15 protein-coding genes are annotated in these 15733 nt (G+C 64.4%); 9 read left to right on the top strand and 6 right to left on the bottom strand.

Annotated elements, in window-relative coordinates:
• Positions 1-287 precede the first annotated feature (287 nt).
• Positions 288-623: a type II toxin-antitoxin system HicB family antitoxin gene (locus NFH97_RS03360; protein WP_253555581.1), complete on the top strand. Its 336-nt coding sequence runs from the start codon at positions 288-290 to the stop codon at positions 621-623.
• A 66-nt stretch (positions 624-689) separates the two neighbouring features.
• On the opposite strand, the gene NFH97_RS03355 is transcribed toward NFH97_RS03360, so the two are convergent.
• Positions 690-1661: an AEC family transporter gene (locus NFH97_RS03355; protein ID WP_301271179.1), complete on the bottom strand. Its 972-nt coding sequence runs from the start codon at positions 1659-1661 to the stop codon at positions 690-692.
• A gap of 502 nt (positions 1662-2163) precedes the next feature.
• Here NFH97_RS03355 and NFH97_RS03350 point away from each other — a divergent pair.
• From NFH97_RS03350 to NFH97_RS03340, 3 genes are all read left to right on the top strand, one after another.
• Positions 2164-2970 (top strand): alpha/beta fold hydrolase, encoded by an 807-nt coding sequence (locus NFH97_RS03350; protein ID WP_349624427.1) that lies wholly within the window; start codon positions 2164-2166, stop codon positions 2968-2970.
• Entirely contained in the window at positions 2967-3839 is an 873-nt protein-coding gene (locus tag NFH97_RS03345) for an alpha/beta fold hydrolase (protein ID WP_349624426.1), read from the top strand. Before NFH97_RS03350 ends, NFH97_RS03345 begins: the two co-directional genes overlap by 4 nt.
• A gap of 177 nt (positions 3840-4016) precedes the next feature.
• Positions 4017-5045, top strand: coding sequence for a patatin-like phospholipase family protein (locus NFH97_RS03340; RefSeq protein ID WP_045991798.1), 1029 nt, complete (start codon positions 4017-4019; stop codon positions 5043-5045).
• A 114-nt stretch (positions 5046-5159) separates the two neighbouring features.
• Here NFH97_RS03340 and NFH97_RS03335 read toward each other — a convergent pair whose 3' ends face one another.
• Complete coding sequence (locus NFH97_RS03335) at positions 5160-5747, bottom strand: Smr/MutS family protein (protein WP_045991797.1); 588 nt, start codon at positions 5745-5747, stop codon at positions 5160-5162.
• A gap of 264 nt (positions 5748-6011) precedes the next feature.
• Here NFH97_RS03335 and prmB point away from each other — a divergent pair, with 264 nt between their 5' ends.
• The 5 genes from prmB (at position 6012) to phaC (ending at position 11493) form a co-directional block, all read left to right on the top strand.
• On the top strand, positions 6012-6983 hold the full coding sequence (gene prmB, locus NFH97_RS03330) for a 50S ribosomal protein L3 N(5)-glutamine methyltransferase (protein WP_231498478.1): 972 nt from the start codon (positions 6012-6014) through the stop codon (positions 6981-6983).
• A 10-nt stretch (positions 6984-6993) separates the two neighbouring features.
• Positions 6994-8079 (top strand): chorismate synthase, encoded by a 1086-nt coding sequence (aroC, locus tag NFH97_RS03325; RefSeq protein WP_108131481.1) that lies wholly within the window; start codon positions 6994-6996, stop codon positions 8077-8079.
• Between the two features lie 131 nt (positions 8080-8210).
• Positions 8211-8591 (top strand): hypothetical protein, encoded by a 381-nt coding sequence (locus tag NFH97_RS03320; RefSeq protein ID WP_045991794.1) that lies wholly within the window; start codon positions 8211-8213, stop codon positions 8589-8591.
• Positions 8592-8875: 284 nt separating this feature from the next.
• A complete protein-coding gene (locus tag NFH97_RS03315) occupies positions 8876-9418 on the top strand; it encodes a phasin family protein (protein ID WP_045991793.1) in 543 nt (180 codons plus the stop codon).
• Between the two features lie 236 nt (positions 9419-9654).
• Complete coding sequence (gene phaC, locus NFH97_RS03310) at positions 9655-11493, top strand: class I poly(R)-hydroxyalkanoic acid synthase (protein WP_222515515.1); 1839 nt, start codon at positions 9655-9657, stop codon at positions 11491-11493.
• 224 nt (positions 11494-11717) lie between these two features.
• On the opposite strand, the gene lnt is transcribed toward phaC, so the two are convergent.
• The 4 genes from lnt to NFH97_RS03290 are packed head-to-tail and all read right to left on the bottom strand — an operon-like array spanning position 11718 to position 15726.
• The gene (gene lnt / locus NFH97_RS03305) at positions 11718-13208 is read right to left on the bottom strand and encodes an apolipoprotein N-acyltransferase (RefSeq protein WP_222515514.1); all 1491 of its coding nucleotides are present in this window, start codon (positions 13206-13208) and stop codon (positions 11718-11720) included.
• 60 nt (positions 13209-13268) lie between these two features.
• Positions 13269-14135, bottom strand: coding sequence for a CorC family transporter (locus NFH97_RS03300; protein WP_045991790.1), 867 nt, complete (start codon positions 14133-14135; stop codon positions 13269-13271).
• Positions 14132-14638 (bottom strand): rRNA maturation RNase YbeY, encoded by a 507-nt coding sequence (gene ybeY, locus NFH97_RS03295; protein ID WP_222515513.1) that lies wholly within the window; start codon positions 14636-14638, stop codon positions 14132-14134. The genes NFH97_RS03300 and ybeY overlap by 4 nt, the downstream gene beginning before the upstream one ends.
• Complete coding sequence (locus NFH97_RS03290) at positions 14635-15726, bottom strand: PhoH family protein (RefSeq protein ID WP_045991788.1); 1092 nt, start codon at positions 15724-15726, stop codon at positions 14635-14637. Before NFH97_RS03290 ends, ybeY begins: the two co-directional genes overlap by 4 nt.
• Between the last annotated feature and the right edge of the window lie 7 nt (positions 15727-15733).

Below are 15733 nucleotides of genomic sequence, written 5' to 3'. Positions count from 1 at the left end.
GGGCTTGTCTGAAAAGTGCCTGCGCTCGGTAATACGGCGTTAAAAATCGGATCAACATGCTCATTTACACCCCGTAAACTGCGCTTTCTCACCGATTTTTGCCTTGTCTAACCTTCGCTCGTCGACTTTTCGGACAGCGCCTAAGCTTTGGTACTGTCGGTGCGTGAAACGAAAACACGCAAGTTTCGAGAAGTGCGCGTGTTTCATCGTCCACACCCGACACCGGATACGGATAAGGGGGCCGTCGCAAGCCTTCGTAAATGGCTGGAAGCAAACGGATTGATGCCATGAACAATGTCATGATGATCAATGGTTATCGCGCCATTATTCAGTATGACCCCGAATTCGAGATGTTTCGCGGAGAATTCACGGGACTCAATGGGGGCGCCGATTTCTATGCCGATAGTGTCTGTGCCTTGCGCAAGGAAGGGGAGATATCGCTGCGTGTCTTCTTGGATACTTGCCGCGAGATGGGGATCGATCCTGTCAGAGCGTACTCTGGAAAGTTCCAGGTCCGCGTTCCCGAATCGATGCACAAGCAGGCGGTTGATGCAGCCAAGGCCCGCGGCATCAGCCTGAATCAGTTGATGACGACTGCGCTAGAGAACGAGCTATCGACGTGACGTCGATGAATTGAGGTCAAAACGTACCGAGATTGCTGGACGCATGGGGTGTGCTGGACCCTTTTCTTACACCAGTTCGGCAGCCGTCAACACCATGATCCCCACACTGATGGAGACCAGGCTAAGCAAGGTGCTGAGCATGATGATGCTGGCGGCGAGGCGTTGATTGGCGCCGGCCCCCCTGGCCATGACGTAGGCTACGGCGGCGGTGGGGCTACCGAGAAACAGGAACAGCATGCCGAGTTCGGCGCCCCGAAAGCCCACCGCCAGTGCCAGTGCAACACCGATGGCCGGCATGACGGCAACTTTCCACAGGCTGGCCGACAGCGCCAGGGTTCCGCTCTCACGGGCGGCCTGCAGGCTCAGGCTGCCACCTATGCAGATCAGCGCCAGCGGTAGCGACAGCGAGGCCAGGTAGTCGCCGGATGTCATCAGCCAGGGCGGCAAGTCGAGGTGAAGGTAGGTCAGCGGCAGGGCGGCGACGATACCGATGATCAATGGGTTGGTGGCGACGTCCTTGAGGATCGCCATGGGACGTGAGCTGACCACCGGACTGTAGACCGACAGTACAATGGCCGACATTACCAGGTTGACGATGATGATGCCGCCGGCCATGACACTGCCGAGCGACAGGCCAAAGTCGCCGTACATGTTGGCCGACAGGGCCAGCCCGACGATACCGCAGTTGCCGCGAAAGGCGCCTTGCACAAAGACGCCGCGATCCACTCGCGGGCAGCGCCACAGGGCCCAGCCCCAGATGACAAGAAAGATGGCCACCGAGACGACCAGATAGAAACCGACCAGTCCGAGCTTCAGGTCCTGGCCGGGATCGGCGCGCAGCAGGCTCAGGAACAACAGCGTTGGCATGGTCAGGCGAAACACCAGGCTCGAGGCGGTGTCGACGAAGGCTTGATCGATCCAGCCCAGACGCTTCAGAACGGCGCCGATGAAGACCATGGCGAAAACGGGCAGACTGACGCCGAGGGTGCTGGCAAGGATGCTGATATCGATGGGGAGACCCTCCTGCTCGGATAGCACGCTAAAGGACCTAATATACTATGTATGATTTATAATTGGGAAGCCTTTGGGTGGACGGCGTCGGGTGAGGTTCCTGGTATGACCGGGAGCGCGGGACTTCGATGGTGGCTGGATTCAGGAATCTGAGGGCCAATCGAGGTGCGGTTCGACCAGAGAGAGGGCCGGTCGAAGAAGAGGAGGTGAAGAGGACGTGGAGATGAGGTGAAGAGAACGACTGAAGAGGGCGCACGTCGGGGCTTCTGGTGCGCCCTTGTCAAGAGAGTTCAGCGCGCCAGCCAGAGTCCGATGACCACCGCCACGGCCACGGTGGTGAAGAACAGACGGTTGCGCAGGCGGGTATCGCGGGCGGGTTTACGGGACACGCGTTGCTCCTTGGTAGCGGGGAGTCAGGGGGAATTCCGGGGAATCTAGGCTTTGGTTCACTTGGCGGCCTAGGGTAATGCCGTTAGCCTGCCAAGGCTACAGCGGCGGGTCGCCGCCTCTCATCGGATGAGACAGAATCATGCCAGATACCCCAACCTTGCTGTTCGCCCACGCCAATGGCTTTCCCGGCGGCAGTTACAGAAGCCTGCTGGCACCACTCGCAGAGCGCTTCGACGTCCAGCCGCTCGATCGCCTCGGCCACCATCCCGATTTTCCCGTGGGCCACAACTGGTTGGCATTGCGTGATGAATACCTCGAGAGCACCCGCCACCTGGCCGGACCCTTTATCGGTGTCGGCCACTCCATGGGCGGGGTGATCACCGCCATGGCGGCGCGCCAGGAGCCGGAGCGGTTCCTGGCGGTGGTGATGCTCGACCCGCCGCTGATGCTGGGCATCGACGCCTTGGCCATGCGCGTCAGCAAGTGGCTCGGCATGGTGGATCGAGTGACGCCGGCAGGCAAGAGCAAGGGGCGCCGTACCCGTTGGGAAAGCCGTGATGCGATGCGCGCTCAACTTCGGCGCAAGGGTCTGTTTCGCAGCTTCACCGAGGAGGCGCTGGACGACTACATCGATGCCGGCACCACGACCCTGGAGGACGGCGCGGTGGTGTTGAGCTATGACCCGGATATCGAGGTCGAGATCTTCCGTCATCTGCCCCACCATCTGGATCGTCTGCCCACGGAGGTACGAGTACCTCTGGGTGTGCTGGCAGGGGAGACGTCTGACTTGCTGACCGAGGCACGTTGCCGACGTCTCAGCCGGCGCGGTATCGCCCTGGACAGGGTGCCCGGCAGTCATATGTTTCCGATGGAGCAGCCCGAGGCAACGCGACGCGCCTTGCTTGCCATGATCGACCGTCTGCTGGGCGAAGGGGCAACGCAATGAAGCCAGCGGGAGAAGCGCTTCGCCTGGCACAGGGGCGCCTGGCCGCACTGGCCTGGGGAAGCACGGAGGCGCCGGTGTGGCTGGCGCTGCACGGCTGGCTCGACAACGCCGCAAGCTTTGCGCGTTTAGCGCCGGTGCTGGCCGAACGGCTCGATATACGCCTGGTGGCCATCGACATGGCCGGCCATGGTCACTCCGAGCGGCTGCCCGGTGACTACGACTACGCCATCTGGGACTACTGCCACGACCTGCTCGATGCACTGGATGATCTCGGACTGGATAGTGCCCCGGTGCTGGCTCACTCCCTCGGCGCCGGGGTGGCCTGCCTGGTCGCCGCGGCCTGGCCCGAACGCATCGAGCGCCTGGTGCTGATCGACGGTCTGGGGGCCTTGACCACCCCACCTGAAGATACCGCTGGCCAGTTGGGGCGTTCGTTGCGGGCCCAGCGTCGCCGTCGCTCGCGGATTCCTCATTATGCCGATCTGGATACCGCGGTGGCGGCGCGGGTCGCCGGTGGCGCCACCCCGGTGGATGCCGAGACGGTGCGCGACATCGTGGCCAGGAACCTGACCCCCTGCGACGAGGGCGGCCTGCGGCTGCGCACAGACCCGCGCCTGCTGCGCCCCTCCCCCGTGCGGCTGACCGATGACCAGGTCGCGAATCTGCTCGAGGCTATTGCCTGCGAGGTACTGCTGGTCGAAGGGCGTGACGGTATTCTCGGGGAACGTCCACGAGGGGTGGCTTCGCGAGCACGCGTTCGCCGCCTGACCCGTCGCGTGCTGGAGGGCGGACACCATCTTCATGCCTCGCCGCAGCACGCCCCCGCGGTGGCCGATGCCATCGTCGAGGTGTTGTCCGCAACACCTTGATCGAAAAGACGATCTTGGCAGCCAGTCGGTGGATGAGTCTTGGCCGCTGCGCCGTGACAGGCCGCGTAAGCTTTTCCACGGTGGGTTAGTCTAAGCTTATAGACAGGCCTGCGAGTGCGAGGCATGCGCTGTTCAAGCGCTGCCCGCGCGGCCAATCCGCAGCAGGAGGGCATTGCCATGACCGTCTATCGCCACGATTGTCCCCCGGGATCGAGCGGCAAGCGCATTGCGCTGACATTGGGTAGTGGTGGTGCCCGAGGCTATGCCCACATCGGTGTGCTGCAGGAATTGGTCGCCCGCGACTATGAAGTGGTGGCTATCTCGGGGTGCTCCATGGGCGCCCTGGTCGGGGGCATCTTTGCTGCGGGGAAGCTCGAGCCCTACCGTCAGTGGGTCGAGGAGCTGGGCTCCTTCGGCGTACTTCGCCTGCTCGACATGTCGTTCACCTCCATGGGTGCCATGCAGGGCAGGAAGGTGATGAGCAAGATCGAGTCGTTTATCGGTGACGTCGCCATCGAGGACCTGCCCATTCCCTTCACCGCGGTGGCGACCGACCTGATGCGCCAGCGAGAAGTGTGGTTTCAGCGGGGGTCCCTGCTCAAGGCTATCCGTGCCTCCATCGCCATACCCGGGGTCTTCACGCCGGTCGAGGATGGGCCTCGGCTGCTGGTCGATGGCGGTCTGCTCAATCCGCTGCCGATCATCTCCAACGTGTCGGTCCACGCGGACCTGGTGATGGCGGTCAACGTCACCGCCAACAGCCCCAACCTTGTCTCTCTCGAGGAGTTGCTGCCGGTGGAGTGCCCGAGCTGCGATGAGGCCCGGGGCGGTAAAGGTACCAACGGAGAGCGCCGCAGGGGCGATCGACGCGGTGCGCTGATGGCGCGGCGTTTTCAGGAAAGCGCCGAATCGGAGGCCGAAGCCGACCGTGCCGAGCGCGGTAATGCCGCGCTGGGGCGCAAGGACTGGGGGCGGCTGGCCACCATCCTGACCTCCTTCGACATCACCCAGGCCGCGTTGGCGCGCTACAAGGAGGCGGGCTATCCGCCGGACATCCTGGTGGAGATACCCAAGACCGTCTGCGGTTCCTTCGAATTCCACCGTGCCAGGGATCTGATCCGTCTGGGGCGTCACCTGACCTGCCAGGCGCTGGATCGCATCGAGACCTGTGGTATCGTCGAGCAGACCGAAAAGCCAGCAGGCTGACCCAGGGCATCGGCCGCGACTTCCAGGCCCATATCGACTGCGCCGCCTCAGCAGCATCTGGGTCGCACCGATGCACCTTCTGACAGGGGGGCAGGGTGTCTGTCTGACCGGGGCTCAGGGCGTTTGTCCGCGCCGTCTCAGCAGCACGTAAACCGCACCGGTGCCGCCTTCGGCGTCGGTGGCCGAACAGAAGGCCAGCACGCTCGGCCATTCTCTCAACCACGCATTGACGTGACTCTTGATCACCGGATAGTCGGCGGTGGCGCCCCAGGCCTTGCCGTGGACCACGATCACGCAGCGATGGCCACTGGCCACCGAGTCACGCAGAAAGCTCTCGAGTTCCGAGCGAGCCTCCTCGAGGCTGTAGCCGTGCAAGTCCAGACCGCCTTCCCAGCCGATCATCCCGCGCTTCAACTGGCTACGGGTGCGATAGGGCAGGTCGGGAAGGGCAAAGTCCAGATACTCCGATGGGCGTACCGGCTCGACTCGGCCATCCGAGGTGCGCCCGGTGGCCACGTCATCACCCGCGCTGACGGCGGCAGCGCGGCGCGCGGCGGCGGCCTGATCTCGCTGGGCACGGGTGGTCGGGCGCGGCTTGCCGGTGTCGGCGCGGTTGTGGCGGATACGACGGACACCTGCCTGCTCCAGGGCCTGGCGAAACGCGCTGATCTCGTCGTCGGGCGGTGGCTGGCGCTGGCTCATGGGGTCCTCGGGTCCGGTAAAAGGGAGGCCCAGTATACCGTGGTGGCCGTGGCAGTGAACCGCCGGCACGGATACAATGCCTTGCGAGTCAGATAGCCATCTATATCGCTATCTCGATCTCTATCTATATCGCTATCCAGGATCTTGCATCTGCCTTCGCCCCTGGAACGGAAGGGACCTTCGCGTGAAGGTCGTCGAAGGCGGTGATGGTCCATGCGATCCTGGCGCACGCCTCTTCTTGAACCCGATCGACAGGATGCCCTCTTGGCCGACTCTTCCTCCTCTCCGTCCACTTCCAGGTCTTCGACGCTGGCGCTCCCCGACGCTGAATTGGCCGACGGCCTTTTCACCCTGCGCGACTGTCTGCGTTGGGCAACCAGCGAGTTTCACCTGGCGGGGCTGACCTATAGCCACGGCACAGACAGCGCCTGGGACGAGGCGGTGGCCCTGGTGCTTGGCGCCTTGCATCTGCCCTGGAACGTGGACCCCGGCGTGCTGGATGCGCGGCTGCTGCCGATGGAACGCGAGCGCATCGTCGGCCTGGTGCGCGCCAGGATCAGCGACAGGCGGCCCTTGCCCTACCTGCTCGGCGAGGCCTTCTTCGCCGGGCTTGTGTTCAGTGTGGACGAGCGGGTGTTGATTCCGCGCTCGCCGATTGCCGAGTTGATCGAGTCGGGCTTTCAGGCCTGGTTCCCCGAGGAGCCGCCTCGGCGCATCCTCGACCTGTGCACCGGCTCGGGCTGTATCGGCATCGCCTGCGCCGAGTATCTGCCTACCGTCGAGGTGGACCTGTCCGATATCAGCCAGGACGCCCTGGCGGTGGCCCGTGAGAACATCAATCGCCACGACGTAGGCCGGCGCGTGCGCGCGGTGCACAGCGACGTCTTCGATGGCCTGGAAGGGCAGCGTTACGACTTGATCGTGTCCAACCCGCCCTACGTCGATATCCGCGACCTGACCACCATGCCGGAGGAGTTCCGTCATGAGCCGGCGCTGGCGCTGGGGGCGGGCAGCGATGGCCTTGATATCGTCAGACGTATCCTGCGCGAGGCAAGAGCGCACCTCAGCGACCACGGCGTGCTGATCGTCGAGGTCGGCAACTCCGATCATCATCTGGAAGCGGCCTTCCCCGAGGTTCCCTTCCTGTGGCTCGAATTCGAGCGCGGCGGTCAGGGCGTGTTTGCCCTCACCGCCGAAGAACTCGACGCCCATGCGGCGTCCTTTGCACAACAATAGAGGAGCGCCCATGTCCGGCAATACCTTCGGCAAGCTGTTTACCGTCACCACCTTCGGCGAGAGTCACGGGCTTGCGCTCGGCGCCATCGTCGATGGCTGCCCGCCTGGCATCGAGCTCAGCGAGGCCGATCTGCAGGCCGACCTGGATCGTCGCCGTCCAGGCACGTCGCGCCATACCACCCAGCGTCGTGAGCCTGATCAGGTGAAGATCCTGTCGGGCGTGTTCGAGGGGCGCACCACCGGTACCTCGATTGGCCTGTTGATCGAGAACACCGACCAGCGCTCCAAGGACTATTCGAAGATCAAGGACCAGTTCCGGCCGGCCCACGCCGACTACACCTATCACCACAAGTACGGCGAGCGCGACTATCGCGGTGGCGGACGTTCCAGTGCCCGCGAGACCGCCATGCGGGTGGCCGCCGGGGCCATCGCCAAGAAGTACCTGGCGAGCCAGGGCATCGTGGTGCGTGGCTACATGAGTCAGCTGGGCGAGCTGGCCATCGAGTTTCGTGACTGGGAAGCGGTCAACGACAACCCCTTCTTCTGTCCCGACCCCGAACGGGTGCCGGAACTCGAGGCCTACATGGACCAGCTTCGCCGTGACCAGGACTCGGTGGGGGCGAAGATCACCGTCACCGCCGAAGGGCTGCCGCCCGGGCTTGGCGAGCCGGTGTTCGACCGCCTCGATGCCGAACTGGCCCACGGCCTGATGAGCATCAACGCGGTCAAGGGCGTCGAGATCGGTGACGGCTTTGCCAGCGTGGCCCAGCGTGGCAGCCAGCACCGTGACGAGATGACCCCGGAGGGTTTTCTGTCGAATCATGCCGGTGGCGTACTGGGAGGCATCTCCAGCGGCCAGACGCTGATCGCTCACCTGGCGCTCAAGCCGACCTCCAGCATCACCATTCCTGGGCGCTCCATCGACGTGGATGGCAACCCGGTGGAGGTGGTGACCAAGGGACGCCACGATCCCTGCGTGGGGATTCGTGCCACGCCCATCGCCGAAGCGATGATGGCGCTGACCCTGATGGACCACCTGCTGCGTCATCGCGCACAGAACAGTGATGTGCGAGTCAGCACACCACGGCTACGCTGAATCGCAGAGCATGACAGGACTGCTACACTCAAGTAACGGTGGCAGGGAAGGTGCAGGATGCAGGCATCTTTGCGCCCGATAGCGCGGGCTACCGGCGCCACACACCGCCATACAAGGATCACGAGGCCAGCATGAAGATCAACGTCGAATTCGATCTGACCCCGGAAGAGTTACGCCAGGCATTGGGGCTTCCCAATATCGAGGCCTTCCAGCAGGACCTGCTCGATCGCATTCATCGGCAGATGGAGTCCGGTGTCGAAGGCTACGATCCGATGAGCCTGATGCAGCCGTTCCTGCAACAGCCGGCGCTGCAGCAGGGACTGTCCCAGGGGCTTGCCAGTTTCGGCAACTATCAGAAGATGATGATGGATATGCTGACCCAGGCCGCCCAGAGCGCCAAGGGGTCTTCTGCCAAGGATGACAAGGCCGAGGAGGCGTCAAGCTCCACGGCGCCGCGGTCCAGTGGGGCGGCCAAGGCCAGCTCGCGCAGCGCCAAGGGCGGCAAGAGCTAGCCAGGTGCTCGTCAAGTGCCTGCCAGGGGCCCGCAGGAAAGCGGCCTCGGGTATGACGGGGAGGGCAGATTCGCCGATAGCGAGGGTGCGGGGCGTCTTGATGCACAATCGCGCAGGAGGCGACGCCTGTCATGGCGTTGTCACCGAGGGTGTGCCAGACTGAGTTTGTTGCGCTGCAACAACGCTGTCCTCAGCATGCTTCCTGGACGGAGGCGCCCTGCGGACAGTGGCAGCGGATTGCCGAGTGGACAGACACCATCGACACGATTCCAGGAGGTTCGGTCATGCAAGACAAGATGTTCGACAACTTCAACGAGCAGACTCGTCAGTTCTTCGAGCCGATGCGCAAACTCAACTCCCTGATGCTGGACAACATGCAGAAGATGTCCCAGTACCAGATGGAGTCGATGAAGCGCTACAGCCAGATGGGTACCGAGCGCATGCGTGAAGCCACCGCGATCAACGACGCCGAGGGGCTGCGCGACTTCTCTACCCGTCAGGCCGAGATGCTCAACGAACTGTCGGCGCAGATGCTCGAAGATGCCCGCGCCATGAGCGAAATGAGCCTCGAGTTCAAGAGCGAACTGGAGTCGCTGTTTGCCGAGTCCGGCCAGCAGCTTGCCGATCAGGCGACCCAGGCCCGCGACCAGGCGACCGAGGCGGTCGAGAAGGCCACCCAGCAGGTCACCGAGGCAGCCGAAAAGGCCACCCAGCAGGCCAGCCAGGCGACTTCACAGGCTGCCTCCCAGGCCTCGTCTCAGACCAGCAGCGCCAGCAAGTCGACCGGCGGAACCGCCAAGGCGACCTCCAGCCGCAAGCGCACCTGAGCCAAGCGGGTCTGAGGCAAGCGGATCTGAGACAAGAGTACTGTTGGACGTGCCAATGAGTGAGCGGCCGCAGGCGAGTGCAGGCATTGGTGTGAAGCGCCTGCCGCACGACGGTATAGACAGCGGCGGCCGACTCGCCCCCCAACAACGATGACGAAACGAGGGTGGATAGCTGTGACGCCGCGAGGCCGACGGTGGTCCACCCTTTTTTGCAGGGCAGGCCAGAGGAGAACGCAATGGCGGCAGGTGATCAGGCGGCGGACAACCCGGAGGAATGGGGCAACCAGCTATCGGTGCTGGGCGCCGAGTACCAGGCGTTGATGGAAGATTTCCTTTCGCGCATGGTGCCCAATGACGCAGCGGATTCGGTGATGGAGGACATTCGCAACAGCTTCCAGGCCGGTGCCGAATCGCTGATGCGCAATCCCACCCTGCTATGGGAGACCCAGGCCAAGCTGATGCAGGATCAGATGGCGCTGTGGCAACAGGCCATGGCGGCGGCCAGCGGTGGCGCTTTCGAGCCCTTGGTGACGCCGTCCCGCGGCGATCGCCGCTTCAAGGACGAGGCCTGGACCAGCGATCCTGGCTACAACGCCATCATGCAGCAGTATCTGCTGTTCTCGAACACCGTCGAGACTCTGGTGGACAAGCTCGACGATCTGAGCCCCGGCGAGAAGCGCAATCTGTCCTTCTACGCGCGTCAGATGGTCAACGCCATGTCGCCGACCAACTTCGTCTCCACCAATCCCGAAGTCATGCGCAAGACCCTCGAGACCCGGGGCCAGAACCTGGTCGACGGTCTGTCGCGTCTGCGCCAAGACCTGGCCAACTCGGCCGAGGGTCTCAACGTCACCATGACCGATCGCAGCGCCTTCGAGGTCGGTGAAAACATCGCGGTGTCACAAGGCGCGGTGGTGATGGAAAACGAGCTGATCCAGCTGATCCAGTACGCGCCCACCACCGAGAAGGTGTTCAAGACGCCGCTGTTGATCGTGCCACCCTGGATCAACAAGTTTTACGTGCTCGACCTGCGCCCGGAAAACTCGCTGGTGAAGTGGCTGGTGGACCAGGGCCACACCGTGTTCCTGATCTCCTGGCGCAACCCCGGACCGGAGCAGCGCGATCTGACCTGGGCGGACTACATGCAGCTTGGCCCGATCGCGGCGCTGGACGGTATCGAGCAGGCCACTGGCGAGAAGTCGGCCAACTTCCTGTCCTACTGCATCGGCGGCACCCTGACGGCCTCGACCATGGCCTACCTGACCAGTACCCGGCGCGGGCGCAAGGCCAAGTCGGTGACCTACATGGCGACCCTGCAGGACTTCCGTGACCCCGGCGAGATCGGCGTCTTCCTGAGCGAACCGGTACTTCAGGGCATCGAAGCCAAGCTCGAGCAGGACGGTTACCTGGATGGCCGCGTCATGGCCTACTCGTTCAACCTGCTGCGGGAGAACGATCTGTTCTGGTCGTTCTACGTCAACAACTACCTGAAGGGCGAGGATCCTGCGGCCTTCGACCTGCTGTACTGGAATACCGACGGCACCAACCTGCCGGCGGGCACCCACGGCTGGTACCTGCGCCACCTGTATCAGGAGAACCAGCTGGTCGAGCCAGGCGGTGTCGAGCTCGACGGCGTCAAGATCGACCTGCGCAAGGTGTCGACGCCGAGCTACTTCATCGCCACCAAGGAAGACCATATCGCCAAGTGGAACAGCAGCTACTACGGCGCGCTGTTGCCCAAGGGCCCGGTGACCTTCGTGCTGGGGGGCTCCGGCCATATCGCTGGCGTGGTCAACCCGCCGCACAAGAACAAGTACGGCTACTGGACCAACGACGAGCTACCCGACAACCACGAAGAGTGGCTGGCCGGGGCCAAGGCCAATGAAGGCTCCTGGTGGCCCCACTGGCAGGAGTGGATGGTCAAGGGTGGCTACGTGGACGCCGACAAGATGGTCGATGCCCGCGAGCCTGGTGGCGGTGAGCTGCCGCTGCTGGAGCCCGCGCCGGGGCGTTTCGTCAAGACCAGCATCCCTGAAGTGCTGGGCGAGGCGGAGGACGACGAGGCCGCCGAGTAACGTTCGTCAGCGTGACAGGCAGGAGGGTATCCGAGGAACGCATCTGGCCCTTGATACCCGCCTGACGCTCGTACACTGATCCCCACTGTTGTAACACGGTTGCAACACAACAACGCCGCGAGGGCGAGCCCTCGCGGCGTTGTCGTTTGTGGTGAATGTCGTTCGCGGCCAGAGCGCCGTCGACGGTCGTTGGCTTGCGTCGGCTTGCGTCGGCTTGCGTTGGCTCAGTCCCGCCGGCGCCACAGTGCGCCCGCCAGCAGCATCAGCCCGGCGACGAGCCAGGTGGGCCAGCTACCGGTGCGGGTGAAGGGCGTCAGCCCCTGCATCGGCTGTACCTGACCGTCCAGGCGCGCCGTCTCGAACTGGGGCAGCTGGTCGAGCAGGCGGCCCTGATCGTCGATGATGGCGGTGATGCCATTGCTGGTGGCTCGCATCACGTAGCGGCCGTTTTCCAGGGCGCGCAGCCGGGCCATTTCCAGGTGCTGGTGGGGGCCGATCGAATCGCCAAACCAGCTGTCGTTGGAGACGGTGAGCAGCAGTTCCGAATCACGGGCACGCTCGGCCACCAGGTCGGCGTAGATGATCTCGTAGCAGATGGCGTTGCCGAGGGTGTGACCGGCGGCGGTCATCGGCGGCTGCGTATCCGGTCCCGGCGTCATGGCCGGCATCGGCAGGTCGAAGAAGGCGATGGCGCCCCTGAGCAGGCTTTCCAGTGGCAGGTACTCGCCGAAGGGCACCAGGTGGGCCTTGCGATAGGCGCCACTGGCGTTGCCGTAGGCGCTCACGGCGTTGAAGAAACGCCCGTCGGCGTCGCGCTGAAGGATGCCGGTCAGCAGCGCCGTCTCGGGGGCCAGCGCCGCCTGGGCGCGGGCCATGATCGGCTGGGCCTGGTCCTCGAACATCGGCAGGGCGGCCTCGGGCCAGATAACGATGTCCGGCTCCACCGGGACGGTCGCCTCCAGGTCACCGGTCATGCCCAGATAGGTATTGACCGCCTGGCGCTGGCCTTCTGGCAGCCACTTGATCTCCTGGGGCAGGTTGCCCTGCAACAGAGCCACGTTCAGCGGATCACCGGTGGGCGAGGTCCACTGGTTCGGCAGCAGCCAGGGCAGGCCCCACAGCGCCACCAGCGGCAGGGCGGCCAGCGGTCGTGGCCGCGCGAGCTCCGTCAGCAGCACACCGCTGGCCGCCACCACCAGCGACAGCAGGTAGACGCCGCCCAGGGGCGCCAGCGCCGACAGCGGTGAGTCGACCTGGGTGCTGCCGAGCAGCAGCCAGGGAAAGCCGGTGAACAGCCAGGTCCTGATCCACTCCATCAGTACCCAGAAGCCGACGAAGCCGAGCCCGCCCGCCAGCGCGGTGGGGCGGGCCGGCATCAGGCGACGGAACAGCCCCATCGGCAAGGCGACGAATAGCGCCATGCTGGCCACGAACAGGGCGGTCAGGAAGAACGCCAGCGGTGCGCTGGTGTAGCCATAGTCGTGGATCGATACGTAGACCCAGGAGGCGCCGCTTCCGAACAGTCCGAGGCCGTAACACCAGCCGCGCAGCAGCGCCTGGCGTGCGCCCCGCCGATAGAGACCGGCGTAGACCAGGGCGGCGGCCAGCGGGGCCAGCCACCACCAGGAAAAGGGGGCGGCGGCGAGGGTCGTCAGCCCTCCGGCGATCAGGGCGGCAAGGTAGCCGGCCCTGCCGCCGAGCACTCGCTCGAGCATGGGGTCCATCCTTGGTGTGGGCGAGAAAGGCAAGGCGTCCCCGGGCGGGGACGCACGGGTTCAGTCGTCGGTACGGCTTTCGGGTTCGACCTCGAGCAGCCGGATACGCCGATTGTCGGCGTTGAGCACGGTGAAGCGCCAGCCCCCGATCAGAGTATGTTCGCCGCGCGCCGGCAGGTGGCCGAAACGCTGCATCACCAGTCCTCCCAGGGTATCGAACTCGTCGTCGGAGAAGCGCGTGCCGAAGCGCTCGTTGAAGTCCTCGATGGGGGTCAGGGCACGCACCGCGTAGCGGTCATCGCCCAGCTGGCGGATGTCCTCTTCCTCGTCGGTATCGTGCTCGTCTTCGATGTCGCCGACGATCTCCTCGAGGATGTCCTCGATGGTGACGATCCCGGCGGTGCCGCCGTACTCGTCCACCACCACCGCCATATGGCTGTGGGTGTCGCGGAACTCCTTCAACAGGCTGTTGAGGCGCTTCGACTCGGGTACGAACATGGCAGGGCGCAGGACTTCTTCAAGCTGGAAGGGGCGGTCGTCGCTGGACCCCTGCAGCAACGGCAGCAGGTCCTTTACCAGCAGGATGCCCTTAACCTCGTCGAGGTTCTCGCCGATCACCGGGTAGCGTGAGTGACCGGTCTCGAGAATGATCGGCAGGTAGTCCTCCAGCGGCTGATCGAGCTCCAGGGCGGTGACCTGGGAGCGCGGGATAAGCACCTCCCTGACCTGCTGGTCGCTGATGTTCAGGGCGCCTTCGATGATGGTCATGGCATCCTGCTCAAGCTTCAGGCGGCTGCCCGCCTGGCGCAGGAATTCGCGCAACTCTTCTCGCGAACTGGGTTCGTCACTGTCGCTGGACAGGGCACTGAAGAGTTTGTCGAACCAGGATTTGTTGGGGGCCTGGCTACTCGATCGGTCTTCGCTCATGCGTCGGCTCTCTCGTCCTCGCTACCGGGATCCGGAGATGGGGCCGGCGGGGCGTAAGGGTCGTCAATGCCCAGGCCGGCAAGGATACTGCGCTCGAGGCCTTCCATGAGGTCGGCCTCCTCATCCTCGATATGGTCATGGCCCAGCAAATGCAAGGTGCCGTGCACGACCATATGAGCGTAGTGATCGATCAGCGACTTGTCCTGCTCGCGTGCTTCGCGCACGACCACCGGATGGCAGATCACCAGATCGCCAAGCAGCGGAAGCTCGAGGCCTGGCGGGGCCTCGAAGGGGAATGACAGGACATTGGTCGGGGCATCCTTGCCACGGTAGTCACGGTTGAGGGTCTGGCTCTCGTCGGCGTCGACCAGGCGAATCGTGAGTTCCGACTCCGCCCGTTCGGGGAAGTGGGCCAGCACGGCGTCGACCCAGCGCTCGAGGTCATCGACCTCTGGCAGGTCGCTGGCCTCGCTGGCCACCTGACGGTCCACGCAGGCGCTCATCGGTGGGCGTCTCCGTCACCGTTCATGGACTGTAGACGCTCGGCACGCTCCAGCCGACGCTCTTCGGCACGCGCCTCGCGGCGAGCGCGCTCCTCGGCTTCCTGGTTGGCCTCGAACAGGTCGTAGGCCTCGATGATACGCTGCACCAGCGGGTGGCGAACCACGTCCTTGGCGGCGAAGTGGGTCACCCCGATACCGGCGGTGTCCTTGAGCACATCGAGCACCTGGATCAGGCCGGAGCTCTGGCCCTTGGGCAGGTCGACCTGGGTCACGTCGCCGGTGATCACCGCGGTGGAGCCGAAGCCGATGCGGGTCAGGAACATCTTCATCTGCTCGCGAGTGGTGTTCTGGCTCTCGTCGAGAATGATGAAGGCATTGTTCAGGGTGCGCCCGCGCATGTAGGCCAGCGGCGCGATCTCGATCACCTGGCGCTCGATCAGCTTGGCGACTTGCTCGAAGCCGATCATCTCGTACAGGGCGTCATACAGTGGGCGCAGGTAGGGATCGATCTTCTGGGCAAGGTCACCGGGCAGAAAACCGAGCTTCTCGCCGGCTTCCACCGCCGGGCGCACCAGCAGGATGCGTCGCACCTGCTGCTGGTTGAGCGCTTCCACCGCAGCCGCCACCGCCAGGTAGGTCTTGCCGGTGCCGGCGGGGCCGATGCCGAAGTTGATGTCGTGGTTGCGGATGCTGGTGACGTAGCCCTGCTGATTGAGGCCGCGCGGCTTGATCAGGGTGCGCGGAGTACGAATCAGCACCTCGCCCTCGCCGGCGTCTTCTTCGGCGTCCTCGTCGAGGGCCTCGATGCCGGCTTCCTGCAGGAACAGGTGCACGGTGTCCGGGGTCAGCTCGGTGGCCTCGGCCTCACGATAGAGGTGTTCCACCAGGTTCGCGGCCGCCTTGACGCGAGCGCCGGGGCCGGCCAGCTGGAACATGTTGCCGCGGTTGCGCAGGGTGACGCCGAGCCGGCTTTCGATCAGTTTCAGATGCTCGTCGCGCTGGCCACACAGGTTGGCAAGACGGCGGGGCTCGTTGGGTTCGAGGTTGAGCGTGATGATGCGGTTGGCCTGGGTCGATGGCTGGCTCAAGGCGTGA

This window comes from Halomonas sp. SCS19, from assembly GCF_040147015.1.
Classification (GTDB): Bacteria; Pseudomonadota; Gammaproteobacteria; order Pseudomonadales; family Halomonadaceae; genus Halomonas; species Halomonas litopenaei.
This window is presented reverse-complemented; position numbering and strand designations above follow the sequence as displayed.